Below are 25,573 nucleotides of genomic sequence, written 5' to 3'. Positions count from 1 at the left end.
TATTAACGAAATTTGTATCCAATACGTTGATCACATGGAAGAGGAATTGCCTGGAATTCGTCAGTGCAGAGCGGCCGCAAGGAAATCGACTAAAAGTTGAACATTATTTGAGGTTTTAAGCGTTTGTTATTGTCGCCTGAGGCATTCGGCAAGTTTCATTGCTACAATAGTTTCAATATTCGGCAGTTACAGCATTCGAGAGTTTTAACAATCGTGCCTATGTCTCTAAATAGGTATTTGATCAAGATGAGCGCTAGGGGGATAAAGTGGCAGATTACATGTATGACGTGCTGGTAATTGGATCTGGTCCTGCGGGCGAAAGTTCTGCAATTGCAGCCGCCAAGGCGGGCAAGCGTGTCGCGGTTATTGAGAATAGAAGCGTTGTAGGCGGAAGTTGCGCACACAAAGGCACCATCCCATCAAAGTCTCTGCGTCATGTCGTAAAACAAATTATTCATTTCAAATCAGATAGCTTATTCCGTGAAATTGGCGATAGCCGCCGCCTGACTTTCCCCCGTGTTTTGCAATCTGCCGCTCGCGTAATTCCCAAACAAGTTGAACTGCACACCAATTTTTATGTTCGCAACCGTGTTGATGTACTGATTGGGCAAGCGTCTTTTATTGATGCGCATACTATTAGCCTCGTGCTGCAAGACGGTGCAAAAGAAAAATTCACTGCGCAAGATATTATTATCGCTACGGGTTCTCGTCCCTATCGTCCTGATGACATTGATTTCAGTCAGGAACGTCTTTATGACAGCGACAGCATTTTGGAAATGCAACACACTCCTCGTCATATCATTATTTACGGTGCTGGTGTCATTGGTTGTGAATATGCGTCGATTTTTTCAGGCTTGGGAATGCGAGTTGATTTAATCAATAACCGTGACCGTCTCTTGTCATTTTTGGATGATGAAATTTCTGATGCGCTTAGTTATCACCTGCGCGATAGCGGTGTAACGGTTCGCCATAGCGAAGAGTATGAAAAAATTGAATCAAATGAGCATTCGGTTACCTTGCATCTAAAATCCGGCAAACGTTTAAAGGCCGATGCTATTTTGTGGTGTAACGGCCGCAGCGGAAATACAGATTCGCTGAATTTAGATGCTGTGGGCTTGAAGGCTGACCACCGTGGTAATTTGAAAGTCGATGACTGCTATCGCACTAGTGTAGAAAATATTTATGCCGTAGGTGATGTGATTGGCTGGCCAAGCTTGGCGAGCGCATCATATGGCCAAGGCCGTGCCGTTTCAGGTGGAATTTTAGGTGATGCCTGTGTGCAGGTATCAGATGTTCCAACGGGCATTTATACTCTGCCGGAAATTAGTTCGGTAGGTAAAACTGAGACAGAATTAACCCAGGCGCGAATTCCTTATGAAGTAGGGCGTGCGCTCTTTAAAAATACGGCGCGCGGACAAATTTCTGGCGAAAACGTGGGTATGCTAAAGCTGTTATTCCACGTGGATACCCTGGAGGTTCTGGGGGTCCATTGTTTTGGAGCGGAAGCTGCTGAAATCGTGCACATTGGCCAGGCGATTATGGGGCAGAAGGGTGCGGGTAATACAATTCAATATTTCCTGAGCACTACATTTAATTATCCTACTATGGCAGAAACTTATCGCATTGCGGCTTTGGACGGTATGAACCGTGTGAGCCGTCGATAAAATAAGCTGGGCTAGAACAAAAAAAGGCGCATTTTAGATGCGCCTTTTTTTGTGATTGTAAAAACTTATTTAAGCTTTAAATCATCTTCCGACATCTCGTCTGTTGTTTTAATAATGATTTCTTTTTCCTCATGTAACACAGGCTTAATTACGCTGTGAATGACATGATCATTCTCAAAATAAACGGTAAATTCAGCATATTCCCAACTTGAAATAGGCGGCTTACCTTTAGCGGGGTTTTCTTGTTTAGGTTCGCCATATTGGCTCTTCACTTGAGTCTTGCTTAAGCCTGTTGCGGGTCTTGCAACCTGTTGCAATTCCGGTGTTTGTGCGCCCACGGGAATTTTAACCGTGTCAGCCACGCTCAATTCTGAAATGAACAAACCCAGAGTGGCTATCAACAATAAAAGTAAGGTTTTCATAATACAAAATCCCTAGCGATTCTTTTATCAGGAGTTTTCTTGAAGTCGGCGCTTTTCCGCCATTTGTGCACGCATAATTTGCTGGCCAATTAACTGTTGCTGCAAATCAGTAATACGATGAAATTTTGCAGCTACCTGAAACTCTCCGGTATTGCTTGGCTCGCAGCGGATCACTTTGGCAAATAAAATCAGGCCGGCATTGCTGGGTAAGAAAACAATACGCAAACCGATAAAATCATCGGTGTTGAGTGCGCTTGAACTTCCAAAGGCAATACCACCTTCACTAAGGTTAACTTGCTTGATCGTTTTAGAGGGGGGAGAAGGCTTTTGGTCTGCCATTAATTGCTGGCCGAGCAATTCAATTTTGCGGTTCAAGTTGTGCAAATATTCAGCGAGTGGGCGGCTAAGCTCTTTAATTTGGAACAGGAATTGGGCGTTGTCTGCGTCAATTTTTTTAAGTTCGGAGTAAAGCTTTAATGAGTTTGCGTTATTAAATAAAGCATCCGGTTGGTTTTTGTTCGCCGTAAGCTCATCTACATTTTTGAACTCTAGGGCGATAGTTTCATCAATCCGAAAATAACTACGACGCTCTGACATGGCAACTTCTCTTAATTTCTTGTGCGGTTAGAGTATTAAACATAGCACAAGGCCGGCATTTGTTCCGAGAAAAGGCAATTGGGCGAGCTTCGAATCGAACATATCCTGACTTGGAGCTATGCCTTTACATCAGCTACGTTAGTAGGTTTAATGCGCCCCATGATGAAAAACATACCTCTCTATATAGGCTTGCGTTACACCCGCGCCAAGCGCCGTAACCAATTCATTTCCTTTATTAGTGCTTTTTCGCTAATTGGTATGGCATTGGGAGTTATGGCCCTCATTATTGTACTTTCGGTCATGAATGGGCTGGACAGGGAGATGAAGCAGCGCCTGCTTAGCGTGATCCCCCATGGTTATATTGATCGCGAACCAGCCTTGAGCAATTGGTCTGAAATTGCGCAGCGAGTGCGTGAACACCCCAAAGTTATAGGCACGGCGCCCTACATTGCCAGTGAAGCGTTAGTTGGTTATGGCAGCGATATCCAGGGCATACAAATTGAAGGTGTTTTGCCCGAAGAAGAATTGAAAATTTCGGTAATAGATAAGCATATGCTCATTGGTTCATTGACCAATTTGAAGCCTGGTGAGTTTGGTGTAGTCATGGGCAGTATGATGGCGCGCCAGTTGGGATTGGCGCCGGGCGACAAGGTCATGATTACCTCTTCGGATATTAATATTACACCGGCCGGTATTTTCCCCCGCAATAAAAATTTTACGCTTGTTGGCGTATTTGAAGTGGGTGGGCAAGTAGATTTTAATTTGGCGCTTATCCATTTAAGCGACGCGCAAAAATTCTTTCGTGTGGCCGGCGCGCAAGGGCTGCACGTAAAAACAGTAGATTTATATGATGCTGCAAATGTAATGAAAGAACTGAGCGCTAAGTTTGGTAACGATTACAAGGTAAAAGATTGGAGCCAAACCCAGGGCAGTCTTTTTCAATCGGTGAAAATGGAAAAAATTGTAACCGGCACGCTGCTGAACATTTTAATTTTTATTGCAGTATTTAATATAGTTTCGAGCTTGGTGTTAATGGTGGCTGACAAACGTTCTGATATCGCTGTACTACGTACCCTGGGTTTAACTGCAAAACAAGTGATGGGAATTTTTATAGTGCAGGGCAGCGCCGTTGGTTTCGTTGGAACATTTATCGGCGTAATTGCCGGCTGCATTTTGACCTGGTTACTCAACCCGATTATGAGTTTGCTTGAATCAGCATTCGGTTTTCATTTTTTCGACCCCGAAACATTTTATATTACCGGTTTGCCAAGTTTTTTAATGTGGCAAGATCTTGTTACCATCACACTGACAGCATTGACGTTAAGTTTTTTAGCTACGCTGTATCCGGCCTATCGTGCCGGTAAAATTGAGCCCGCCGAGGCATTGCGTTATGAATAGTTCTGCACCTTCATCATCAACCACATCAGTATTAAATTGTACAGACGTAAGCAAGCATTACGGCGAAGGTGCATTGGCAGTCAGTGTTCTAAAAGATATCAATATTGATATTCGTTCTGGCGAGCGCGTCGCCATAGTGGGAGCATCTGGTTCAGGTAAATCAACGCTACTTAATATTCTTGGCGGATTGGATGTACCTGACGCAGGCGAAGTTTCGGTTGCAGGTGAGTTGTTATCGAGCATGAGTGCCGATGAGCGCGGTTTTTTGCGCAATCGAAACCTGGGTTTTGTTTACCAGTTTCATCATTTGTTGCCGGAATTTACCGCATTGGAAAATGTTTGCATGCCCTTATTGATTGGCAAAATGAGCAAGTCACTGGCTAAAGAAAAAGCGACGCTTATGTTGCAGCGTGTTGGTCTTGGTCATCGCCTTGAGCATAAACCCTCAGAATTGTCGGGTGGTGAACGCCAGCGAGTCGCTATTGCACGCGCATTAGTAACATCGCCCGCTTGCGTATTAATGGATGAGCCTACCGGCAATTTGGATACACATTCGGCAGATAGCATTCAACAATTAATGCTGGAACTTAATCAATCTATTGGTACCAGTTTTATCGTTGTCACGCATGATTTGCGACTTGCTGCAAAAATGGATAGAACTCTAACGCTCGCGGATGGCGTTTTACTATGAATGTAAAAGCAGTTTTTAATCGCTTTACATTTTTGGTGGGAGCGCGTTACGGCATTTCGCGTAAGCACAGCCAATTGGTATCTTTTATTTCGCGCTTGTCTACTGCTGGTTTAGTAATCGGCGTTGCATTGTTAATTGTCGTTATGTCAGTTATGAATGGATTCGACAGAGAATTGCGTGAGCGCATTTTAGGGATTCTGCCGCAAGCTATGATTTACCACCGCGAAGGTATTGCTGATTATGTTTCCTTGATTGATCAGCTTAAGCAAGATAAACGCATCCTTGCCGCGGCACCGTTTGTGCAAATCCAGGGATTATTTAATCATCAGAAACATGTGGCGCCCGCTAATTTATTTGGTGTCGATCCTGCACAGGAAGTAAAGCTTAGTTCGCTTGAACAATATTTACCGGCTGGTGCCTTGGTGCTACTCAGTCAAAATTCGCAGGCGGTTATTGTTGGGCAGGGCATAGCGGACAAATTACACGTTAATGTCGGCGATAAAATTACCTTAATCATTCCGCGCTCCGCTGATGCCAATGCAACACCGGGTATTTTAATGCTCGACGTTATTGCAATCCTAAAAAGCAACACCAATGTTGACCAGACTTTGGCATTGATGAATTTAAATGCAGCATCCCAAGCGTCAGAGTTTCCAGGAAAAGTAAGCGGGATTCGGTTGCAGGTTGATGATTTATTTGAAGCTCCGTCAATTGTGATGAACGCTGTCAATCAGTTACCTGTTGGTTATTTTGGCTCCCACTGGATGCGCACACACGGCACCATTTACGAAGCTATTCAAATGTCCAAAAGCCTGGTTAGCTTGCTGCTCTTCTTAATTATTGGTATTGCCGCTTTTAATTTGATTTCTACCTTGATTATGGTGGTAGTCGATAAACAAGGTGATATCGCAATCTTGCGAACGCTTGGTGCATCAAGCAAAGAAATCATTGGTATTTTTATGATTCAAGGTGGTTTGATTGGATTGATTGGTACAAGTATCGGTGCGATTCTCGGCGTGCTTTTGTCCTGGGTGGTAACAGATTTAATTGCAGGTTTGGAAAGGTTATTAGGAATTCAGTTTTTGCATTCTGATGTGTACCCCATTAGCTATTTGCCATCTAATTTATATTGGTCTGATGTTGTGCAAGTGTCGGCCACTTCTTTATTTATTTGTTTCTTTGCCGCGCTCTATCCTGCGTGGAGAGCAAGTCGCGTTCAACCTGCGGATGCTTTGCGTTACGAATAAAAATTTAGTTATCCAATTGATGTTCGACAGCCCTGTGTTTTTGTCGCGCATACCATCTTCGCTTTACGTTAAGCCGCCACATATAATTTGATAAAAAATAGGCGAGTGTCGATAAGCTGCTAGCGCCAATCAATGAGCCAAGCAAATAAGGCCGCCAAATAATTTCAAACTCATGAGTTAACCACGCCCAGGTAAATTCCATATCTGGCGCAGGCTCCATATGTAATATGGAGCGCCCCAGGTGATAAAACGCATACATAATAAATGGAATGGTAATTGGGTTTGCGATCCAACAGGCTGCAATCGTTAGCGGCAAATTAGCTCTTGTAACTAAAGCTGCACTTGCTGCAACCGGAGTATGAATGGGGATTGGAGGAAGCAGCCCAATAAAAACGCCCCAGAAAAAAGCTTTGGAAACGGAGCGACGATTCATGTGGAATAGATTTGGATCGTCGAGCAGCGACCCTAAAAAACGCAAGGATTTGCTGTTTTTGACGGTTTCAGCAGGCGGCATAAATTTTTTTAACGAAAAGCGTGACATGCTAAAACCATAGGGATTTTAATGATCGGCATTATGCCTGAAGCTCAGGCGACCACCAATTTTACGTCTGCGTAAGCATGCGACATCTTAAAGTGGTGCCTGTTTTTTAGTTGGAAATATTCCCCGAATGCAGACCGCACTCTTTCTTGGTCGCTTCTTCCCACCACCATCTACCTTCTCGTTCGTGCTGATTGGGACCAACAGGGCGAGTGCAGGGCTCGCAACCAATTGAGATAAAGCCTCTGTCGTGCAATTCGTTGTAAGGAATCTCGCACATGCGAATGTAAGCCCAGACTTCCTGTGAACTCCAATTGGCAAGCGGATTAAATTTGGTCAGCGTGCCGTTGGGACGAGCAAATAGTTTATCGTCTTGAATAACAGGAATTTCGGCGCGAGTACGGCTTTGATCTTTGCGTTGACCGGTAATCCAGGCGTCTACGGTTGCCAGTTTTTTGCGCAAGGGTTGGGTTTTGCGAATTCCACAGCACTCGTGATGCCCGTCTTCATAGAAGCTGAAGAGACCTTTTTCACTGGTCAATTGATGCAAAGCTTCGCCATCTGGCGCCATAATTTCAATTTTAATACCGTAGTGTTTGCGGACCTTTTCAAGGTAACGGTAGGTTTCTTGATGAAGTCTGCCAGTGTCCAGACAGAACACTTGCACATCCGGGCGATAATTTCGCGCCATTTCAATTAAGACTACGTCCTCTGCGCCACTAAACGAAATCGCGATATTCTCGTATTGCGAGAGAGCGTATTTAATAATTTTTTGGGGAGATTCGTGTTGTAATTTTTGCTCGATATCAACAAGCGAAATTAGTGGGTCATTCATAAGAGCGATTCTGTTGGTGAAAACGGAAGGAGCAAAGAATAGCAGAGCTACACTAAAAACTCTTGGGGTTGGATGGATAATTTATTCCGGATTTTTGATTCAATTTAGTGCAAATATCTGAATAATGAGGGAATAACAATTTGTCGTTATTCCTCATCTTTGCTATATTACACCCCGATTTTGTTGGGTATGTCGCACTTAGGTTATTTTTTATACCAATTGCGCATTTTGTTTTCTCATCTAAAAAAATAGGGTGATTCGCTTGTCATTATCCCCGGAAAACAGCACTGAATTTTGGTCAATTGCAGCCTATCTTGGCGGTATTGGTTTTCTCCTCTTCGTTATGCTCTTTATTCCCCAATGGCTCGGCGGCAAAGCTTGGGGTAGAGCAAAAAACGACCCTTTCGAATCCGGCGTTGTATCCCAAGGTAGCGCGCGCCTGCGACTCTCGGCCAAATTCTATCTGGTTGCCATGCTCTTCGTTATTTTCGACGTTGAAGCGCTTTATCTCTACGCCTGGGCAGTGTCCGTTCGCGAAAGCGGTTGGATTGGTTTTGCCGAGGCTGTTCTATTTATCGCTATCCTGTTGGCAGGTTTGGTTTATTTGATCCGTATCGGCGGTTTGGATTGGGCTCCCGCTCAACGCCATCGTCGCGCTGAACTTGCGCGCGCTCGCCTTGCCGATAAATCGTCAGCAGAATAATTGAGGTTTTGTGAATGAAGTACACCCTTACACGCGCTAATCCAGAAGGTGCACAAGGTGCTTACCCAATGCAGACGCAGCAAACCGTTGCGAATTTTGCCAGCACTGATCCGATGGAAGACGAAGTTCATAAAAGTGTATTTATGGGGCGCTTGGAAGATATGATCCACGCCGGTGTTAACTGGGGTCGTGCAAACTCTTTGTGGCCATACAACTTCGGGTTGTCATGCTGCTACGTTGAGATGGCTACAGCGTTCACCTCTCCACATGATCTCGCGCGCTTTGGTGCAGAAGTAATTCGTGCATCGCCACGTCAAGCTGACTTGATGGTGGTTGCTGGAACCTGTTTTATAAAAATGGCGCCTGTAGTTCAACGCCTGTACGAGCAAATGCTCGAGCCAAAATGGGTTATCTCCATGGGTGCATGTGCTAACTCAGGTGGTATGTACGATATTTATTCGGTTGTACAGGGCGTAGATAAGTTCCTTCCTGTCGATGTATATATTCCCGGTTGCCCTCCACGCCCGGAAGCTTTCTTGCAAGCATTGACCTTGTTGCAACAATCTATTGGTGAAGAGCGTCGCCCATTGTCATGGACAGTTGGTGAGCAAGGCGTGTATCGCGCTGAATTACAACCTGAGCGTGATCGCAAACAGGCAGAGCGTATTGCCGCTGTTAACCTGCGTTCACCTGATGAAGTTTAATTTTAAAAATTAGCCTAAGCGACCGTAAATAATGACCGAAAACGTCACCATAAGCCCAGTGTTGGGCGCTGAGCATGAAGTAGTGCGCGAGCTGCATACGCAGTTTGGTGCAGATGCTTTTGTGTTTCAGACTACTCTCGATAATGTGCCTACGCTTTGGGTGCCGCGCGACAAGTTAATCGATGTATTAACTTTTTTACGCAAAGTACCGCGCCCATTCGTAATGCTTTACGACTTGTCCGCTACCGATGAGCGTCTTCGTCAAAATCGTTTGGGCATGCCAGTTGAAGACTTCACCGTTTTCTATCACTTGGTTTCGATTGATCGCAACAGCGACGTTCGTATCAAGGTAGCGCTTAAACTCGACGATTTGAAACTCCCGACCGCAACCGGTATTTGGCCAAACGCCAACTGGTATGAGCGTGAAGCCTGGGATTTATTTGGCGTTGTGTTTGAAGGCCATCCGCATTTATCGCGTATTTTGTTGCCCCCGAAATGGGAAGGCCATCCACTGCGCAAAGACTATCCAGCGCGTGCGACTGAGTTTGATCCCTTTAAACTCGACGCCGCTAAGCAGGATTTAGAACAGGAAGCTTTGTTGTTCAACCCCGAAGAGTGGGGTATGAAACGCAGCAACAAAGACAATACCGAAGACTTCATGTTCTTGAACCTCGGCCCTAACCACCCATCAGCGCACGGTGCTTTCCGTATTGTGTTGCAACTTGATGGTGAAGAAATTCTCGATTGCGTTCCGGACATCGGCTATCACCATCGTGGTGCTGAGAAAATGGCTGAACGTCAATCATGGCATTCTTTCATTCCTTACACTGACCGTATCGATTACCTCGGCGGTGTAATGAACAACTTGCCGTATGTTCTCGCCGTAGAAAAACTGGCGGGAATTGAAGTGCCGGATCGCGTTAAAACCATCCGTGTCATGTTGGCTGAATTCTTCCGTATCACTTCACACTTGCTGTACCTCGGTACTTACATCCAGGATGTGGGCGGTATGTCGCCGGTGTTCTTTATGTTTACCGACCGTATGAAAGCTTACGATGTGATTGAAGCGATTACTGGCTTCCGTATGCACCCGGCCTGGTATCGTATCGGCGGTGTTGCCCACGATCTGCCAAAAGGTTGGGATCGTTTAGTGCGTGAATTTGTTGAGTGGTTGCCAGCACGTTTAAAAGAATACGAAAAAGCTGCCCTGCAAAACTCTATTTTGGTTGCGCGTTCTGTTGATGTTGCGCAATACAACAAAGACCAGGCGTTGGCTTGGGGCGTAACCGGCCCGGGCTTGCGTGCAACTGGTGTTGACTTCGACTTGCGTAAAGCGCGCCCATATTCTGGCTATGAGAACTTCGAATTTGATGTTCCAGTTGGCCAACATGGCGATGCTTATGAGCGAGCAGTATTGCGTCTGGAAGAGATGCATCAATCAGTGCGTATCATCAAGCAATGCTTGGAAAACATGCCAGCAGGTCCGTACAAAGCTGACCATCCGCTGACCTGTCCGCCGCCAAAAGAGCGCACTTTGCAAGACATCGAAACCCTGATTACGCACTTCCTGTCGGTATCATGGGGTCCGATTATGCCTGCAGGCGAGAGCTGCCAGATGATTGAAGCCACCAAAGGCATCAACAGCTACTATCTGACCTCCGATGCCAGCACCATGAGTTACCGTACGCGTATACGTACACCAAGCTTTGCGCACTTGCAGCAAATTCCGTCTGTGATCAATGGTTCTATGATCCCTGATCTTATCGCCTACCTAGGCTCAATTGACTTTGTGATGGCCGATGTTGACCGCTAATACTACCCAGACAATTGCCAGCGATCGCGTTGGCGACTTTGAGTTCAGTGCTTTCGAGCGTGAACAAATTGAACACGCGATTCATCATTACGCGGAGCCACGCGCTGCGATTATTGATGCATTGAAAATCGTGCAAAGCCAGCGTCGCTGGGTGCCAGATGGCGCTGTGTACGCAATCGCCGATATCCTCGGTGTAGGCGCGGGCGATGTTGAAGGTGTTGCGACCTTTTATAACCGCATCTACCGCCAACCAGTTGGCCGTCACGTAATTGCAGTGTGCGACAGTATTGGTTGCTTCCTGATGGGCTTTGACCAGCTTTACGGTTCAATCCAGCAAAAGCTTGGCATCAAGCCAGGCCAAACCACGGCTGATGATCGCTTCACTTTGCTACCGATTGTTTGCCTGGGCGCTTGCGATAAAGCTCCAGTGTTGATGGTTAACGATGCAACCCATTTCAATGTGACTCCAGAAAACATTGACTCAGTATTGGAGCAATACAAATGACCTCCAATATCAATGTCGGCCTAACCAACGTAGGCCCGGAAACACATCCTCTGACCTGGCGCTACACCAAAGCTGGTAAGTCAGTGTTGACGATTGAAGATTACGAAGCACTGGAAGGCTATTCAGCTTTGAAAAAAGCAGTTGCCATGCAGCCAACTGATGTACAGGCCGAAGTTAAGGCATCTAACTTACGTGGCCGTGGCGGTGCAGGCTTCCCGACTGGCGTTAAGTGGTCATTGATTCCAATGGGGCCAGATGCTGGCCAGAAATACCTCGTTTGTAATGCAGACGAGATGGAGCCGGGCACCTTTAAAGACCGCTTCCTGATGGAAGAGCTTCCACACCAGTTAGTTGAAGCCATGATCACTGCCGCTTATGCGATTGGCGCAAGCAAAGGCTACATCTTCTTGCGTGGCGAATACATTATCGCTGGCGAGCGCTTAAATGCTGCAATCCAGCAAGCGACCAAAGCTGGTTACATCGGCGAAAACATTTTAGGTTCAGGCTTCAATTTTGAACTTCACGTTCACTTAGGCGCTGGCCGTTATATCTGCGGTGAAGAAACTGCATTGATTAACTGCTTGGAAGGCCGCCGCGCCAACCCACGTACTAAGCCACCATTTCCGCAGCAAGCGGGCGCATGGGGCAAGCCAACCATCGTAAATAACGTTGAAACCTTGATGAACATTCCCGCGATTTTGTTGCGCGGTGCAGATTGGTTCAAAGGTTTGTCGCAAGGTAAAAGTCCTGATGCCGGTACCAAAATGTACGGTATTTCAGGTCGCGCAAAAATCACAGGTTTGTGGGAACTGCCAATCGGTACTACCGGTCGCGAATTGCTTTATACCCACGGCGGCGGTATGGCTGATGGCTACGAGCTGAGCTGCTGGTTGCCGGGCGGTGCTTCAACCGACTTCTTGATGCCAGAACACCTTGATTTGGCGATGGACTACGACACCATCATGAAAGCCGGCAGCCGTATGGGTACCGCCTTGATCATGGTTGTGGACGATAAACAAAACATTATTTCAGCAGTGCGTAACCTTGAGCAGTTCTTTGCGCGCGAATCTTGTGGCTGGTGTACACCTTGCCGCGATGGTTTGCCGTGGACTGTGAAGATCCTAGAATCCATCGAAGCGGGTGAAGGGCAGGAGGGCGATATCGCCACCTTGCAACAACTCACTCGCTTCCTCGGCCCGGGCAAAACTTTCTGTGCACACGCCCCGGGAGCTATGGAACCACTGCAAAGCGCGTTGAAATTCTTCCCCGCAGAATTTGCGAAAGGGATTAAGGCTTAAATAATTTTTAACAGCTTTAACGCGTAGTTTTTCACGAAGTGATTTCACGATCACTTTAAACTTTAAATCCGTTAAGTAATAACTTTCGAGTTGTCTTAAACGGTAACGACCTTAAAGAAAGGTAAGACGCAGAATGGCGACCATTCACGTAGACGGTAAACAGTACGATGTTAACGGCTCAGATAACTTGCTCGAAGCATGTTTGAGTCTTGGCCTCGATATTCCTTATTTTTGTTGGCATCCTGCTTTAGGTTCTGTTGGCGCTTGTCGTCAGTGTGCTGTTAAGCAATTCAACGACGAAAACGACACTCGCGGTCGTTTGGTGATGTCGTGCATGACGCCCGCCAACGATAAAACTTACATTGCAATCAAAGACGAAGAAGCAAAATCATTCCGCAAAAGCGTTGTTGAGTGGTTGATGACCAACCATCCGCACGATTGTCCGGTGTGCGCGGAAGGTGGTCACTGCCATTTGCAGGATATGACCGTAATGACTGGCCATAATACCCGTCGCTACCGCTTCACCAAACGTACTCACGTCAATCAGGATCTCGGCCCATTCGTTAACCACGAAATGAACCGTTGTATCGCGTGCTACCGTTGTGTTCGTTACTACGACGATTACGCAGGCGGTAAAGATTTCGGCGTTTACGGCGCGCACGACAATGTGTATTTCGGTCGTCCTGAAAGCGGTGATCTGGAAAGCGAATTCTCTGGCAACTTGACTGAAGTTTGTCCTACGGGTGTGTTCACCGATAAGACTCACGCTGATCACTACACCCGTAAATGGGATATGCAATTTGCACCCAGCGTTTGCCAAAGTTGCGCGGTTGGTTGTAACACCAGCCCGGGCGAGCGTTACGGTGAAATTCGTCGTATCGAAAACCGTTTTAACGGTTCAGTAAACCAATATTTCCTCTGCGATCGTGGTCGTTTTGGTTATGGTTATGTAAACCGTGAAGATCGCCCAACTAAGCCTCGTTTGAATGCAAGCTCAGAGACTTTCACTATTGATTCTGCGCTGGATAAAGCTGCTGATTTGTTGCGCGGTAAACGCGTTGTAGGTATTGGCTCTCCACGCGCATCTCTAGAAACCAATTTTGCGTTGGCAAGTTTGGTTGGTGCCGGTAAGTTCTCTTACGGTGTTGCAGCTGAAGAACAAGCACTTAATGCACTCGTTCATAAAGTGTTGAAAGAGGGCAGTGTTACTACTCCAAATCTGCGTGACATTGAAAAAGCTGATGCAGTGTTTATTTTGGGTGAAGATGTTACTCAAACTGCTGCACGTGTTTCGCTTGCTGTTCGTCAAGCATCAAAAACTCTCGCATTGAAAATGGCGGCAGCGAAAAAAGTTCCTGAGTGGAACGCAGCTCCTATTAAAAATATTGCGCAATCTGAAAAAAGCCCGGTGTATATCGCAAGCGTAACTGCAACGCGTTTGGATGATATTGCTGCAACTACGACTCGCGCTTCTGTTGCAGATATTGCGCGTTTAGGTTTCGCAGTTGCCAATATTATTGATTCATCATCGCCCGCAGTTGCAGGTTTGTCTGATGAACAAACTGCACAGGCACAAACGATTGCTGCTGGTTTGTTAGCTGCAGATAAACCACTCGTTATTTCCGGCGTTGGTTTGAAATCTGAAGCTGTAATCCAGGCTGCTGCAAACATCGCTTACGCGCTGAAAAAGCGTGAAAAAGACGTTGGAATTTCTCTAACCTTGTTGGAAGCAAACAGTCTTGGTACTGCATTGCTTAATACACAAGGTGGCGAATCCGTAGAAACTATTTTGACTGCAGTTCGCGATGGACAAGCTGATGTATTGGTTGTTGTTGAAAACGATTTGTATCAACGCGCTCCTGCAGAATTGGTTGATGCCGCTTTGAAAGCGGCGAAAGCTGTTATCGTTCTTGATCACCAATCAACTGCTACTGCTGAAAAAGCGACCTTGGTATTGCCAGCGTCAAGCTTTGCAGAAGGCGACGGTACCCTCGTAAATATGGAAGGCCGTGCGCAACGTTTCTTCCAGGTTTTCGATGCGTCTTACTACAAGCCTGAGCAATTAATTCGCGAAGGCTGGCGTTGGTTGCACGCAATCAAATCAACCTTGGATAACAAGTCAGTTGATTGGACTGTGTTGGATGATGTGACTGCAAATCTTGCTCAATCTAATTCAGCATTAGCAGCAATCTCAGCGGCTGCGCCTGATTCAAGTTTGCGTATTCACGGCTCGCGTATTGCGCGTGAACCGCGTCGTTATTCTGGTCGCACTGCAATGCGTGCAAACCAAAACGTACATGAAATTCGCCAACCACAAGATCAGGATTCAGCGATGTCTTTCTCTATGGAAGGTATTTCTGGACCAACCAACAATTCGCAATTGATTCCATTTGCCTGGGCTCCAGGTTGGAACTCACCGCAAGCTTGGAACAAATTCCAGGATGAAGTAGGTGGCAGCTTACGTGCAGGTGATCCGGGTGTGCGTTTGATTGAAGCTTCTGCTTCCGCTGAATATTTCAGCGCAGTTCCAAATGCGGTTTCCGGTTTGCAATCTGCACCGCTTTATCACTTGTTCGGCAGTGACGAAATGTCATCGCGCTCAGAAGTGTTTGCAACGCGTATCGCGACTCCTTACGTAGCTGTGTCATCTAGCGATGCGCAAAAACTCGGTTTGGTAAATGGTCAAAACGCTGAAGTTATCGCGGGCGGTGCTGTGTTTGTTGCGCCGGTTAAGGTTTCAACTGATTTGGCGGCGGGCGTAGTTGGTGTTCCGGTTCTGTCTGGTATACCGAAGGTCGCTTCCGGTTTGGCTGTTAGCTTGAAGGGGAGTGTGTAATGGATATTTTCACTCCTGAAGTTATCGCAATTATTTGGTCCGTTGTTAAATCGTTGATCGTACTTTTTGGTGTGGTTGTTTGCGCGGCTTTCCTCAGCTTTGTTGAGCGTCGTTTGCTCGCACTTTGGCAAGATCGTTACGGCCCCAATCGCGCTGGTCCTTTCGGTTTGCTGCAATTGCCTGCTGATATGATCAAAATGTTTTTTAAAGAAGACTGGACTCCACCTTTCGTTGATAAGTTAACTTTCTGGTTGGCTCCTGCGATTGCGATGAGCGGTTTGCTTTTATCGTTTGCAATTGTGCCAATCATTCCAGGTTGGGTTGCAGCAGATTTGGATATAGGCCTGCTGTTCTTCTTTGCGATGGCTGGTTTGGCTGTATACGCGGTAATGTTTGGCGGCTGGTCTTCCAACAATAAATATGCGTTGCTTGGTGGTGTTCGTGCTACTGCACAAACAGTAAGTTATGAAGTGTTTATGGGTTTGTCTTTGATGGGCGTTGTGACCATCACCGGCTCATTCAATATGACAGAAATTGTTAATGCGCAAAAAGATTGCTGGTTTGTGTTCCCGCAAATTCTCGGCTTCCTGACTTTCGCCGTTGCCGGTATTGCAGTAACTCACCGTTCACCTTTTGATGCCCCAGAAGCAGAACAAGATCTCGCTGCGGGTTACCACACTGAATATTCCGGTTTGAAGTGGGGTATGTTCTTCGTGGGTGAATACATTGGTGTGGTTCTGGTTTCTGCATTGATTACCGTCTTGTTCTTCGGTGGTTGGTTGCCTCCGTTCGACGCGTTGAGTTTTATTCCACCATTTGTTTGGTTCGCGACTAAAACAGCGTTTTTTATCATGATGTTCATTCTGGTTCGTGCGGCTTTGCCACGTCCACGTTATGACCAAATCATGGATTTCGGTTGGCGTGTCTGCTTACCAATTACGCTTGTAAACCTGGTAGCTACTGCTGCGGTAGTGCTGTTGTTAGAACCCACAGCGGCTTAAGGTTGAGGTACAGAAATGATTAAACTTTTACACGGTACATATACTCAGTTCCGCAGCTTGTGGATGGTATTTACCCACGCATGGCGCAAGCGCGATACGATTCAGTATCCCGAGCAAATGCCTTATGTTCCACCACGTTACCGTGGTCGCATTATTCTGACGCGCGATCCCGATGGTGAAGAGCGTTGTGTTGCTTGTAATCTCTGTGCGGTTGCTTGTCCGGTTGGTTGTATTTCTCTACAAAAAGCCGAGCGTGAAGATGGTCGTTGGTTTCCGGAGTTTTTCCGTATCAACTTCTCGCGCTGCATTTTCTGCGGTATGTGTGAAGAGGCTTGCCCGACTACTGCAATCCAATTGACACCGGATTTCGAAATGGCGGAATTCAAACGTCAAAATCTGGTGTATGAGAAAGAGCATTTGTTGATTTCTGGCCCGGGAAAATATCCTGACTATAACTTCTATCGCGTTTCTGGTTTGGCCATTGCAGGCAAGCCAAAAGGTGGTGCGCAAAACGAAGCACAACCGGTAAACGTGAAGAGCCTTTTACCTTAATCAATCAAAGGAATATACCGACGTGGGACCTGCAATAGCTTTCTACCTCGCCGCTGCAATTGCTTTGATTGCATCGATTCGAGTTATCACTAACGCCAACCCGGTGCACGCTTTGTTGTATCTGGTGGTTTCATTGCTCGCTGTGGCAATGATTTTCTTTGCATTAGGTGCGCCTTTCGCTGCTGCACTCGAAATGATCGTTTACGCTGGAGCCATTATGGTGCTCTTCGTATTCGTGGTGATGATCCTCAACCTCGGTGCTGTGATTGATGACCAGGAAAGAAAATGGCTATCGCCGCGTGCGTGGATCGGCCCATCTTTTCTGTCTTTGGCGCTTTTGGTTGAACTGGTTTATACCATCAAACCTAATCTTGAAACTCTGATTACCATCACTACTGTTGGTCCAAAAGAAGTAGGTATTGCTTTATTTGGCCCTTACGTTTTGGCGGTAGAACTAGCCTCCATGTTGTTGCTCGCCGCTATGGTTGCCGCCTGGCATTTGGGCCGCGATGCAGATAAAGACGATAAGGAGAATAACAATGCTTAGTATTCCCCACGGAATTCCCGTGGAGCATGGCCTTTTAGCGGCCGGATTGCTCTTTGTAGTGGGTTTGGCCGGTGTGCTGATTCGCCGCAACTTGCTCTTCGTATTGATGAGCATTGAAATCATGATGAATGCTGCCGCTATGGCGTTCGTAGTTGCCGGTGCGCGTTGGGTACAACCCGACGGCCAAATTATGTTTATTTTAATTTTGACTCTGGCTGCCTCAGAAGCTGCAATTGGCTTGGCAATCGTTATTCAACTTTACCGTCGCTACCAGTCTCTGGATGTTGATGCAGCAAGTGAGATGCGCGGATGAACCAACTCTATTTAACAATTTTATTTCCTCTAATCGGATTCCTGATCCTTGTATCAGCGCGCAAACGTTTGTCTGAAAATGTTGCGGCGTTTGTAGGTGTAGGTTCCGTTGGTTTGGCTGCGCTCGTTGCGGCTTATGCTGGCTTTGATTTCTTGCAACACAAACCTGAGTCAGGCGCGTTTGTATTGCCGTTGTGGACATGGGTAAGTATTCCAGGTTTTACACCTGAATTTAATTTGTACCTGGATGGTTTGTCGCTGACCATGCTGGGCGTAATTACGGGTGTAGGTTTCCTCATTCATGTATTTGCCTCTTGGTATATGCGTGGCGATGAAGACTATGCGCGTTTCTTCTCCTACATGAACCTCTTCCTTGCCAGCATGATTTTGTTGGTATTGGGCGATAACCTGGTGTCTTTGTATTTCGGTTGGGAAGGTGTAGGTCTCTGCTCATATTTGTTGATCGGTTACTACTATCGCGATCCTGCTAATGGTGCTGCAGCACGTAAAGCCTTTGTTGTTACCCGTGTGGGTGATGCCTTTATGGCCATTGGCTTGTTTATCCTTTACCAACATTTGGGCACATTGAATATTCAAGAAGTAATTGCCAAAGCACCTACCGTATTTACTGTTGGTTCTTCCGCAATTGTTTTCGCCACAATGATGTTGTTGGGTGGTGCTGTAGGTAAATCTGCGCAATTGCCATTGCAAACATGGTTGGCCGATGCGATGGCTGGCCCAACCCCTGTATCTGCATTGATCCACGCTGCAACCATGGTAACTGCTGGTGTTTATTTAATTGCGCGTACACATGTTCTATTTGAATTGGCTCCAGACGTTCTCTACCTCGTTGGTGTCGTAGGCGCAGTGACTTTATTCATTGCTGGTTTTGCGGCGCTCGTTCAAACCGATATCAAACGCATTCTCGCTTACTCAACAATGAGCCAGATTGGCTATATGTTCTTGGCATTGGGCGTCAAAGCTTATCAGCCAGCGATCTTCCACTTGATGACTCACGCATTCTTTAAAGCGTTGTTGTTCCTCTCATCGGGTGCAGTGATCATCGCTTGTCATCATGAGCAAAACATTTTCAAAATGGGTGGTTTGCGTAAAAAGATTCCATTTGTTTACGCTTGTTTCCTCATAGGTGGTGCAGCTCTGGTTGCTTTGCCTTGGGTTACTGTTGGTTTCTATTCAAAAGACGAAATCCTTTTGGAAGCCTATGCAACCAGCCATCCTGAATTGTTCTACGCCGGTTTGGCTGGTGCATTCATGACCGCAATTTATACATTCCGTTTGATCTTCGTTGCTTTCCACGGCGAAGCTAAAACTGAAGTTCATGCGCTTCACGGTGCTGACTACTGGTTACCGCTCGGGATTCTTTTGGTTCTCTCTACTGGTGTAGGTGCGTTGATTGCCCCTCCACTTGATGGTGTATTGCCAACTAATCCACATGCAGAAGAGGGCATCAAGCACCTCGTTGAAATCATGACTATCTCAACTGCTGTTATTGGTACTTTATTGGCAACGTTCCTGTTCCTCTTCGATACCAAAATTGTTAGATCAATTGCGTCTTCATCAATTGGTAAAGTGCTCACCAAGTTCTGGTTTGCGGCTTGGGGTTTTGATTGGTTGTACGATCAGGTTCTTGTTAAGCCTTATGTTTTCCTCACGCGAATTTTGCGTAGAGATCCAGTTGATAAAACCTTCAATCTGATTCCTGCCAGCATTACGCAGTTATACAGACTGTTGAGTGCAACTCAAACCGGTAGTGTACGTTGGTACGCTGCCACTATTGCTGCCGGTGTGGTGATTATTCTCGCCGCGCTTGTGTTGTTGTAAGAACTTAAGGAACCAGAGAAAAGATGCTTACCTGGCTCATACTCATCCCATTTATTGGCGGCTTGCTTTCATGGCAAGCCGAACGTTTCGGCAACAAAGCTCCACGTTGGATTGCTTTGATCAGTATGTTTGCGTTATTCGCATGCACGTTACATTTATGGCTCAAATACGATTACTCACTTGCTAACCTGGCATCTGGCCAATCAGTTTGGGCAGAAGAGCTTCAAGTTAATTGGATTCCACGTTTTGGCATTAGCTTTCATTTAGCCTTGGACGGTTTATCGATCCTGATGTTGTTGTTAACTGCCTTTTTAGGCGTGTTAGCTGTTGTGTGTTCATGGTCAGAAGTGCAACGTAAAGTTGGTTTTTTCCATTTGAACTTGTTGTGGATTCTCGGTGCAGTTGCCGGTGTATTCCTCGCACTGGATATGTTTTTGTTCTTCTTCTTCTGGGAGATGATGCTGATTCCAATGTATTTTCTGATTTCCCTGTGGGGCCATAAATCAGTTGAAGGAAACAGTAGGGTAGGTGCAGCAACCAAATTCTTCATCTACACCCAATCTTCAGGTTTGCTTTTGTTGTTGGCGATTGTTGGATTGGTGTTCGTTCACTACATGCAAACCAATGTCCTGACCTTCGATTACGCTGCTTTGCGCAATACGCAAATGAGTGAAGGAATGGAAATGATTTTGATGCTCGGTTTCTTCATCGCATTTGCAGTGAAGTTCCCGGTTGTTCCTTTCCATTCATGGCTGCCAGATGCGCATTCGCAAGCGCCCACCGCTGGCTCAGTGGACTTAGCGGGTATTCTGTTAAAAACCGCTGCTTACGGCATGTTGCGTTTTGCAATTCCATTCTTCCCGCATGCATCCCAAGAAATTGCTCCTATCGCCATGTGGTTGGGTGTGGCCGGTATTATTTACGGTGCTTTTGTTGCTTACTCACAAGATGACATCAAACGCCTGATTGCATACACATCAATTTCGCACATGGGCTTTGTGTTGATTGGTATTTACTCTTTCAATCAAATCGCAATGCAAGGTGTGGTTGTGCAGATGTTGGCTCACGGTGTATCAGCTGCTGGTTTGTTTATTATTTCCGGCCAGCTTTATGAGCGTTTGAAAACGCGCGATTTAAATAAAATGGGCGGCTTATCGGCTCGCATGTCTGGTATTCCTCCAATCGCTATGTTCTTCGCTGCTGCGTCACTCGGCTTACCCGGTCTTGGTAACTTCGTAGGTGAGTTCTTGATTCTTGTGGGAACCTTTAAAGTTAATCAAACAGTCACTTTGTTCGCGACTTCCGGTTTGGTGCTTGGTGCAGTTTATTCATTAATTATGGTTCAGCGCTCCATCCATGGTGCTCCGCAAAGTACAGAGCAACTTCCTGGTATCAATGCGCGTGAACTGACCATGATGGTTAGCTTGATTTTGATTATGGTTTGGTTGGGCTTATATCCTCAACCAGTCTTGGATACATCAGCAGCAGTTATGAATAGTGTTGAGCAGATAATTACTGCCTCTAAAACTGTTCCTGTTGCGCAGTGAGGTTGCAATGACAATAACTTTAGAAAATCTTCAGGCGCTTTTGCCCTTATTGATTACCTGCGCGACAACCGTATTTGTCATGCTTGCAATTGCTATTAAACGCAATCACTGGTGGAACGCTACGGTAACCGTAGCTGGATTAAACATCGCATTAATTTCAACTGTCTATGTTGCGTTTAAACCTTATTTCTTTCCGGAAGCAGCTTCATTACTCCCGCAAACTGTTACTCCGTTATTTGTGGTTGATGGCTTTGCTTTATTTTTCTCTGCGTTGACTTTGGTAGCGGCCTTAGGGGCAACAACTTTAACGAATGCTTATATCGAATCATCCAAGCGCAATCGTGAAGAAATTTATTTATTGATTTCTATTGCGACTGCTGGCGGCATTGTTATGTGCTGTGCGCATCATATGGCCTCACTGTTTATAGGTTTGGAAATGATGTCTGTAGCGCTCTACGGTATGGTTGCTTACACCTATGATCGCGCACGTTCTTTAGAAGCTACGATCAAATATATGGTTTTGTCTGCAACTGCATCAGCGATTATGTTGTTCGGTATTGCTTTAATTTATGCACAAATTGGCTCACTCGCATTTGCCGAAATCGGTGCAAAAATTACTGAGGCACCAAGCTTATTGATTGTTGTTGGCGGCATGATGTTAGTAATTGGTTTGTTCTTCAAACTGTCGCTTGCCCCATTCCATTTGTGGACACCAGATGTATACGAAGGCGCACCCGCACCCGTTGGCGCTTTCCTTGCGACGGCAGCGAAAGTTGCGGTCTTTGCTGTGTTGGTTCGTTTTGCAATTATCGAATCCAAAAATGTTTTAGCCTCAATGCCTTTCGTATTCACTATGATCGCCGTAGCCTGTATTTCCATGCTGGTAGGTAACTTGCTCGCGCTCAAGCAAAACAATATCAAACGTATGTTAGGTTACTCATCTATCGCACACTTTGGTTATTTGCTGTTGTTGGTACTAGTGGGTGGCCCTCAGTTTGGCGTGGAAGGTTTTGCTGTTTATCTAACAATTTATGTGATGACTTCTTTGGCGGCTTTCGGTGTGGTCACATTGATGTCGCATGCAAAAGATAGACGTGATGCCGACATGCTAAACGACTATCGCGGTCTGTTCTGGCGCCGTCCTTACTTGGCCTCGATTTTCACCTTGGCTCTGTTTTCACTTGCAGGTATTCCGTTAACCGCTGGCTTTATCGGTAAATTTTATGTAGTTACCGCAGCAGTTGGTGCAGGTCCTTGGGGTTGGATTGCACTTGCATTCGTAGTGCTTGGTTCTTCAATCAGCATTTATTTCTACTTACGTACCATCATCAGCTTGTTCCTCGCCAAGAAACATATGCATCGCTTCGATGCCGAGTTTAATTGGGGTCAACGTACTGGCGGGATCATGGTGTTAGGTGCGGCGGCATTCATTTTGATTATTGGTATTATTCCGAACCCGCTGATGTTTATCGCACAGATTACGCAACTGATTTGGGTTGCACCCACGCCCTAATGTTTCTGTGTTGACGTAAAATGCCGACCTTGAGTCGGCATTTTATTTATAGAAATTTTGTTTTATTAAAATTCGTAAATTATACCGGCTACATATTTAGCTAATTTGGAGGTTGTTGTGGAAATTGCTTGTCTCGACTTGGAAGGTGTTTTGGTTCCGGAAATCTGGATTGAATTTGCAAAGGTGACAGGAATTGAATCGCTGAAAGCGACTACACGCGATATTCCTGATTACGATGTGTTGATGAAACAACGTATCCGCATTTTGGAAGAAAACAATCTTGGTCTGAAAGAAATTCAGGATGTAATCGCCACTCTGAAGCCATTAGAAGGCGCTGTTGAATTTGTAGATTGGTTGCGCGAGCGTTTCCAGGTGATTATTTTGTCAGATACTTTCTACGAATTTTCACAACCCTTGATGCGTCAATTGGGCTTCCCAACCTTATTGTGCCATCGTTTGAATATTGATGAGCGCGGCATGGTTGCAGGTTACACCTTGCGTCAACGCGATCCAAAACGTCAGTCGGTATTGGCTTTGAAAACTTTGTATTACCGTGTAATTGCTGCCGGTGATTCTTACAACGACACAACAATGCTAGGCGAAGCTGACCAAGGCATCTTGTTCCATGCGCCGCAAAATGTAATCGAACAATTCCCGCAATTCCCAGCGGTACACACTTACGAAGATTTGAAGAAAGAATTTATCAAAGCAAGTAATCGTGAACTGACTTTGTAAGTTTTGATTCGTCAAAGTTGATACAAAAAAAGCCGAAGTTTTTACTTCGGCTTTTTTATTTGCTAATCCAGAAATAATTAGTAAAGATTCGTCCTGAAAAATCCAATCGCAGTTTGGTAACCCCACAATTGCAACTCGGCATCATATCTATCGCCTTCGTCACGCATAAAAGCGTGAACACCGTTCACTTCGTGCCAGCTAAAGTTTACGTTTGCATCAACCAACTCTTTGTACACAATCGCGCGGCCTTCTGGCGGAATATGTGGATCTTGTTTACCCCAAATCATTTGCAGAGCACCGCGAATTTCTTTTGTGCGCGTGCGGCTATCATTGCCAGCTTGCGATGGTGTTAGGCCTGAATGAATGTCGGTCGCATAAAAGCAACTGGTTGCAGAAACAGCTGGGTTAATCGCTGCACGATAAGCCAAACCGCCGCCCAAACAAAAACCCATAGCGCCAACTTTTCCAGAATAGTAGGCTAGGGTTTGCAAGTAATCGATCATCGCTTGGGTGTCAGTATCGTGAGCTTCGAGATACTTCGCCACCTTATCGGCATTACCTTTATCACGCCCGGCATCGTCATAACCCAAGACCGTGCCGATTGGATTTAACTCGTGAAATACTTCTGGAACTATCACAACAAAACCGTGGCCAGCCATAATTTGCGCACTGCGACGAATTGGCGAAGTCTGCTGAAAAATTTCGGAGTAGAGCAAAATTGCAGGGTATTTTTTATCTGCCGTCGCTGCATCTTCTTTCGGGCGATACACATAACAACGCATGATTCCGGTGGGCGTTTCCAAATCTACTTGATGATTTTGGATTAACATTTTCTCTCCTCGCTTATGATTTTTGTTTACTGAAATTTTGTTCCAGGGTTTCCAAAAGCACTTTCACTTTCGCGATGCTCTCTTGATATTCTTTTTCAATTTCTGAATCTGCAACTATTCCACCGCCGCCCCAACAATGGATTTTGTTTCCGTCACAAAGGAGGGTGCGAATCGCGATATTGGTGTCCATATTGCCGCAGGCACTTATGTAGCCAAGGCTACCGCAATAAACCGAGCGTCTTACCGGCTCAAGTTCTTCAATAATTTCCATCGCACGGATTTTAGGGGCGCCAGTAATGCTACCGCCAGGAAAGCTGCTAGCGAGCAAGTCCAGTGCGGTTGCTCCAGGTTTCAAGTTTCCTGTCACAGTGCTAACCAAGTGATGAACGTTGGCAAAACTTTGTAAGCTGAATAATTCGGGGACTTTAACATCTGTACAGGTTTTGCTGAGGTCATTACGGAGTAGATCCACAATCATCAAATTTTCAGCACGATCCTTCAGGCTGGCTTCCAGAGCTTTTGCATTTGCTAAATCTTCATCAGGTGTTTTGCCGCGAGCAATAGTTCCTTTGATGGGTTTGGTTTCGGCTACTTGCTGCTCCAGCTTTATAAACCGCTCTGGGGACAAGCTGAGTATTGCCCCCTCCTTAAGTTCCATATAAGCAGAGAAGGGGGATGGGAGCGAATCACGCAATTTAAGGTAAGCTAAGAAGCTGTCACCCTCGAACTCGGCGCTGAAGCGTTGCGCAAAATTAACCTGATAGCAGTCACCAGCCGTAATGTAAGCCTTAACTCTTTTAATGGCTGAGCTATAGTCGATTACTTTAAGATTGCTTTCGAAGTTACTGATATTAAATGAATTTTCATCACTCTTGAGAGTTTGCTTTAAGTCGTGAAGCCTGGCTTTTTGGAACTCGTTCGAGCAAACCCTCTCAATTTCCAAAAAGTTATAAGCCGGGGCCATATGCTGATTGATCACAAGCCAGGACTGCTGCTCCTGATGGTCTTGCACAATCGCCCAGGGATAAATACCCACACACATATCCGGCAAACCAATATCCTGCCGCGCTAATTCCGGGAGGTTTTCCAGTCTTCGGCCCAAGTCATAACCAAAGTAGCCCAGGGCACCACCGCAAAAAGGAAGCTGCTCTAAGGTGTTGTGATGGTGAGGAAGATAGGTTTGCAGAAGCGTGAATGGATTTTCTGTTGAGCTTTTACAAATACCATCAGCTTCAACATGCGTTAGTTGGCCGACAGTTTTAAGGGTGATTGCTGGGTCTGCACTGATAATATCAAAGCGGCCATAATTGCTGTGGGGGCGGCCGGAATCTAACCAAATCGGCATAGCCAATTGGCGCACTTGCACAAACCAATCGGCGGAACTGGGGTAGTAGGGAACCGAAATTAAACGCGCAGCAATGGACATCTACAATGAGCACCTGA

General features: G+C 45.9%; 24 protein-coding genes. 18 read left to right on the top strand and 6 right to left on the bottom strand.

Translation table 11 applies throughout. The features are described from left to right. Positions 1 to 266: 266 nt before the first annotated feature. Entirely contained in the window at positions 267 to 1,664 is a 1,398-nt protein-coding gene (gene sthA, locus IE104_RS07295) for a Si-specific NAD(P)(+) transhydrogenase (protein ID WP_189417101.1), read from the top strand. 65 nt (positions 1,665 to 1,729) lie between these two features. Here the strand turns inward: sthA and IE104_RS07290 are convergent, their stop codons facing one another. Then, a complete protein-coding gene (locus tag IE104_RS07290) occupies positions 1,730 to 2,086 on the bottom strand; it encodes a hypothetical protein (protein WP_189417100.1) in 357 nt (118 codons plus the stop codon). A gap of 27 nt (positions 2,087 to 2,113) precedes the next feature. Continuing rightward, the gene (locus IE104_RS07285; protein ID WP_189417098.1) at positions 2,114 to 2,683 is read right to left on the bottom strand and encodes a PilZ domain-containing protein; all 570 of its coding nucleotides are present in this window, start codon (positions 2,681 to 2,683) and stop codon (positions 2,114 to 2,116) included. Between the two features lie 159 nt (positions 2,684 to 2,842). On the opposite strand from IE104_RS07285, the gene IE104_RS07280 reads away from it, so the two are divergent. Genes IE104_RS07280 through IE104_RS07270 form a run of 3 tightly spaced genes read left to right on the top strand, consistent with a single transcriptional unit; the run spans position 2,843 to position 6,019 of the window. Further along, positions 2,843 to 4,081 (top strand): lipoprotein-releasing ABC transporter permease subunit, encoded by a 1,239-nt coding sequence (locus IE104_RS07280; RefSeq protein ID WP_189417096.1) that lies wholly within the window; start codon positions 2,843 to 2,845, stop codon positions 4,079 to 4,081. After that, entirely contained in the window at positions 4,074 to 4,772 is a 699-nt protein-coding gene (gene lolD, locus IE104_RS07275) for a lipoprotein-releasing ABC transporter ATP-binding protein LolD (RefSeq protein WP_189417094.1), read from the top strand. The genes IE104_RS07280 and lolD overlap by 8 nt, the downstream gene beginning before the upstream one ends. After that, positions 4,769 to 6,019 (top strand): lipoprotein-releasing ABC transporter permease subunit, encoded by a 1,251-nt coding sequence (locus IE104_RS07270; protein ID WP_189417093.1) that lies wholly within the window; start codon positions 4,769 to 4,771, stop codon positions 6,017 to 6,019. Before lolD ends, IE104_RS07270 begins: the two co-directional genes overlap by 4 nt. Positions 6,020 to 6,023: 4 nt before the next feature. On the opposite strand, the gene IE104_RS07265 is transcribed toward IE104_RS07270, so the two are convergent. Beyond that, positions 6,024 to 6,560, bottom strand: coding sequence for a DUF2062 domain-containing protein (locus IE104_RS07265; protein ID WP_189417091.1), 537 nt, complete (start codon positions 6,558 to 6,560; stop codon positions 6,024 to 6,026). A 106-nt stretch (positions 6,561 to 6,666) separates the two neighbouring features. Beyond that, entirely contained in the window at positions 6,667 to 7,392 is a 726-nt protein-coding gene (locus IE104_RS07260; RefSeq protein WP_189417089.1) for a phosphoadenylyl-sulfate reductase, read from the bottom strand. Between the two features lie 301 nt (positions 7,393 to 7,693). Here IE104_RS07260 and ndhC point away from each other — a divergent pair, with 301 nt between their 5' ends. From ndhC to thrH, 14 genes are all read left to right on the top strand, one after another. Beyond that, the gene (gene ndhC / locus IE104_RS07255; RefSeq protein ID WP_373298483.1) at positions 7,694 to 8,095 is read left to right on the top strand and encodes an NADH-quinone oxidoreductase subunit A; all 402 of its coding nucleotides are present in this window, start codon (positions 7,694 to 7,696) and stop codon (positions 8,093 to 8,095) included. Between the two features lie 14 nt (positions 8,096 to 8,109). Continuing rightward, entirely contained in the window at positions 8,110 to 8,799 is a 690-nt protein-coding gene (locus tag IE104_RS07250) for an NADH-quinone oxidoreductase subunit B (protein WP_189417088.1), read from the top strand. Between the two features lie 31 nt (positions 8,800 to 8,830). Beyond that, positions 8,831 to 10,612: an NADH-quinone oxidoreductase subunit C/D gene (gene nuoC / locus IE104_RS07245; RefSeq protein WP_189417086.1), complete on the top strand. Its 1,782-nt coding sequence runs from the start codon at positions 8,831 to 8,833 to the stop codon at positions 10,610 to 10,612. Further along, positions 10,599 to 11,117, top strand: a complete 519-nt coding sequence (nuoE, locus tag IE104_RS07240; protein WP_189417084.1) for an NADH-quinone oxidoreductase subunit NuoE — start codon at positions 10,599 to 10,601, stop codon at positions 11,115 to 11,117. The genes nuoC and nuoE overlap by 14 nt, the downstream gene beginning before the upstream one ends. Continuing rightward, a complete protein-coding gene (gene nuoF / locus IE104_RS07235) occupies positions 11,114 to 12,415 on the top strand; it encodes an NADH-quinone oxidoreductase subunit NuoF (protein WP_189417083.1) in 1,302 nt (433 codons plus the stop codon). The genes nuoE and nuoF overlap by 4 nt, the downstream gene beginning before the upstream one ends. Before the next feature lie 133 nt (positions 12,416 to 12,548). Further along, a complete protein-coding gene (nuoG, locus tag IE104_RS07230) occupies positions 12,549 to 15,251 on the top strand; it encodes an NADH-quinone oxidoreductase subunit NuoG (RefSeq protein ID WP_189417081.1) in 2,703 nt (900 codons plus the stop codon). Beyond that, a complete protein-coding gene (gene nuoH / locus IE104_RS07225) occupies positions 15,251 to 16,252 on the top strand; it encodes an NADH-quinone oxidoreductase subunit NuoH (protein ID WP_189417079.1) in 1,002 nt (333 codons plus the stop codon). The genes nuoG and nuoH overlap by 1 nt, the downstream gene beginning before the upstream one ends. 15 nt (positions 16,253 to 16,267) lie before the next feature. Continuing rightward, positions 16,268 to 16,804 carry an NADH-quinone oxidoreductase subunit NuoI gene (gene nuoI / locus IE104_RS07220; protein ID WP_189417077.1) on the top strand — a complete coding sequence of 179 codons (537 nt, stop codon included), beginning with the start codon at positions 16,268 to 16,270 and terminating at the stop codon, positions 16,802 to 16,804. Positions 16,805 to 16,826: 22 nt separating this feature from the next. Next, entirely contained in the window at positions 16,827 to 17,351 is a 525-nt protein-coding gene (gene nuoJ / locus IE104_RS07215) for an NADH-quinone oxidoreductase subunit J (protein WP_268247515.1), read from the top strand. After that, on the top strand, positions 17,344 to 17,664 hold the full coding sequence (gene nuoK / locus IE104_RS07210; protein WP_229837694.1) for an NADH-quinone oxidoreductase subunit NuoK: 321 nt from the start codon (positions 17,344 to 17,346) through the stop codon (positions 17,662 to 17,664). The genes nuoJ and nuoK overlap by 8 nt, the downstream gene beginning before the upstream one ends. Then, the gene (gene nuoL, locus IE104_RS07205) at positions 17,661 to 19,505 is read left to right on the top strand and encodes an NADH-quinone oxidoreductase subunit L (protein WP_189417076.1); all 1,845 of its coding nucleotides are present in this window, start codon (positions 17,661 to 17,663) and stop codon (positions 19,503 to 19,505) included. The genes nuoK and nuoL overlap by 4 nt, the downstream gene beginning before the upstream one ends. Positions 19,506 to 19,528: 23 nt before the next feature. Beyond that, positions 19,529 to 21,052 (top strand): NADH-quinone oxidoreductase subunit M, encoded by a 1,524-nt coding sequence (gene nuoM / locus IE104_RS07200; protein ID WP_189417074.1) that lies wholly within the window; start codon positions 19,529 to 19,531, stop codon positions 21,050 to 21,052. A 7-nt stretch (positions 21,053 to 21,059) separates the two neighbouring features. Further along, the gene (nuoN, locus tag IE104_RS07195) at positions 21,060 to 22,565 is read left to right on the top strand and encodes an NADH-quinone oxidoreductase subunit NuoN (protein WP_189417072.1); all 1,506 of its coding nucleotides are present in this window, start codon (positions 21,060 to 21,062) and stop codon (positions 22,563 to 22,565) included. 117 nt (positions 22,566 to 22,682) lie between these two features. Further along, positions 22,683 to 23,300: a bifunctional phosphoserine phosphatase/homoserine phosphotransferase ThrH gene (gene thrH, locus IE104_RS07190; protein WP_189417070.1), complete on the top strand. Its 618-nt coding sequence runs from the start codon at positions 22,683 to 22,685 to the stop codon at positions 23,298 to 23,300. Between the two features lie 77 nt (positions 23,301 to 23,377). Here thrH and IE104_RS07185 read toward each other — a convergent pair whose 3' ends face one another. Then, positions 23,378 to 24,130 carry a dienelactone hydrolase family protein gene (locus tag IE104_RS07185; protein ID WP_189417069.1) on the bottom strand — a complete coding sequence of 251 codons (753 nt, stop codon included), beginning with the start codon at positions 24,128 to 24,130 and terminating at the stop codon, positions 23,378 to 23,380. Between the two features lie 13 nt (positions 24,131 to 24,143). Continuing rightward, a complete protein-coding gene (gene pabB, locus IE104_RS07180; RefSeq protein WP_189417067.1) occupies positions 24,144 to 25,556 on the bottom strand; it encodes an aminodeoxychorismate synthase component I in 1,413 nt (470 codons plus the stop codon). Positions 25,557 to 25,573 lie beyond the last annotated feature (17 nt).

Source organism: Cellvibrio zantedeschiae, assembly GCF_014652535.1.
Classification (GTDB): domain Bacteria; phylum Pseudomonadota; class Gammaproteobacteria; order Pseudomonadales; family Cellvibrionaceae; genus Cellvibrio; species Cellvibrio zantedeschiae.
The sequence above is the reverse complement of the archived record's forward strand: the minus strand, read 5'-3'. Positions and strand labels throughout refer to the sequence as shown.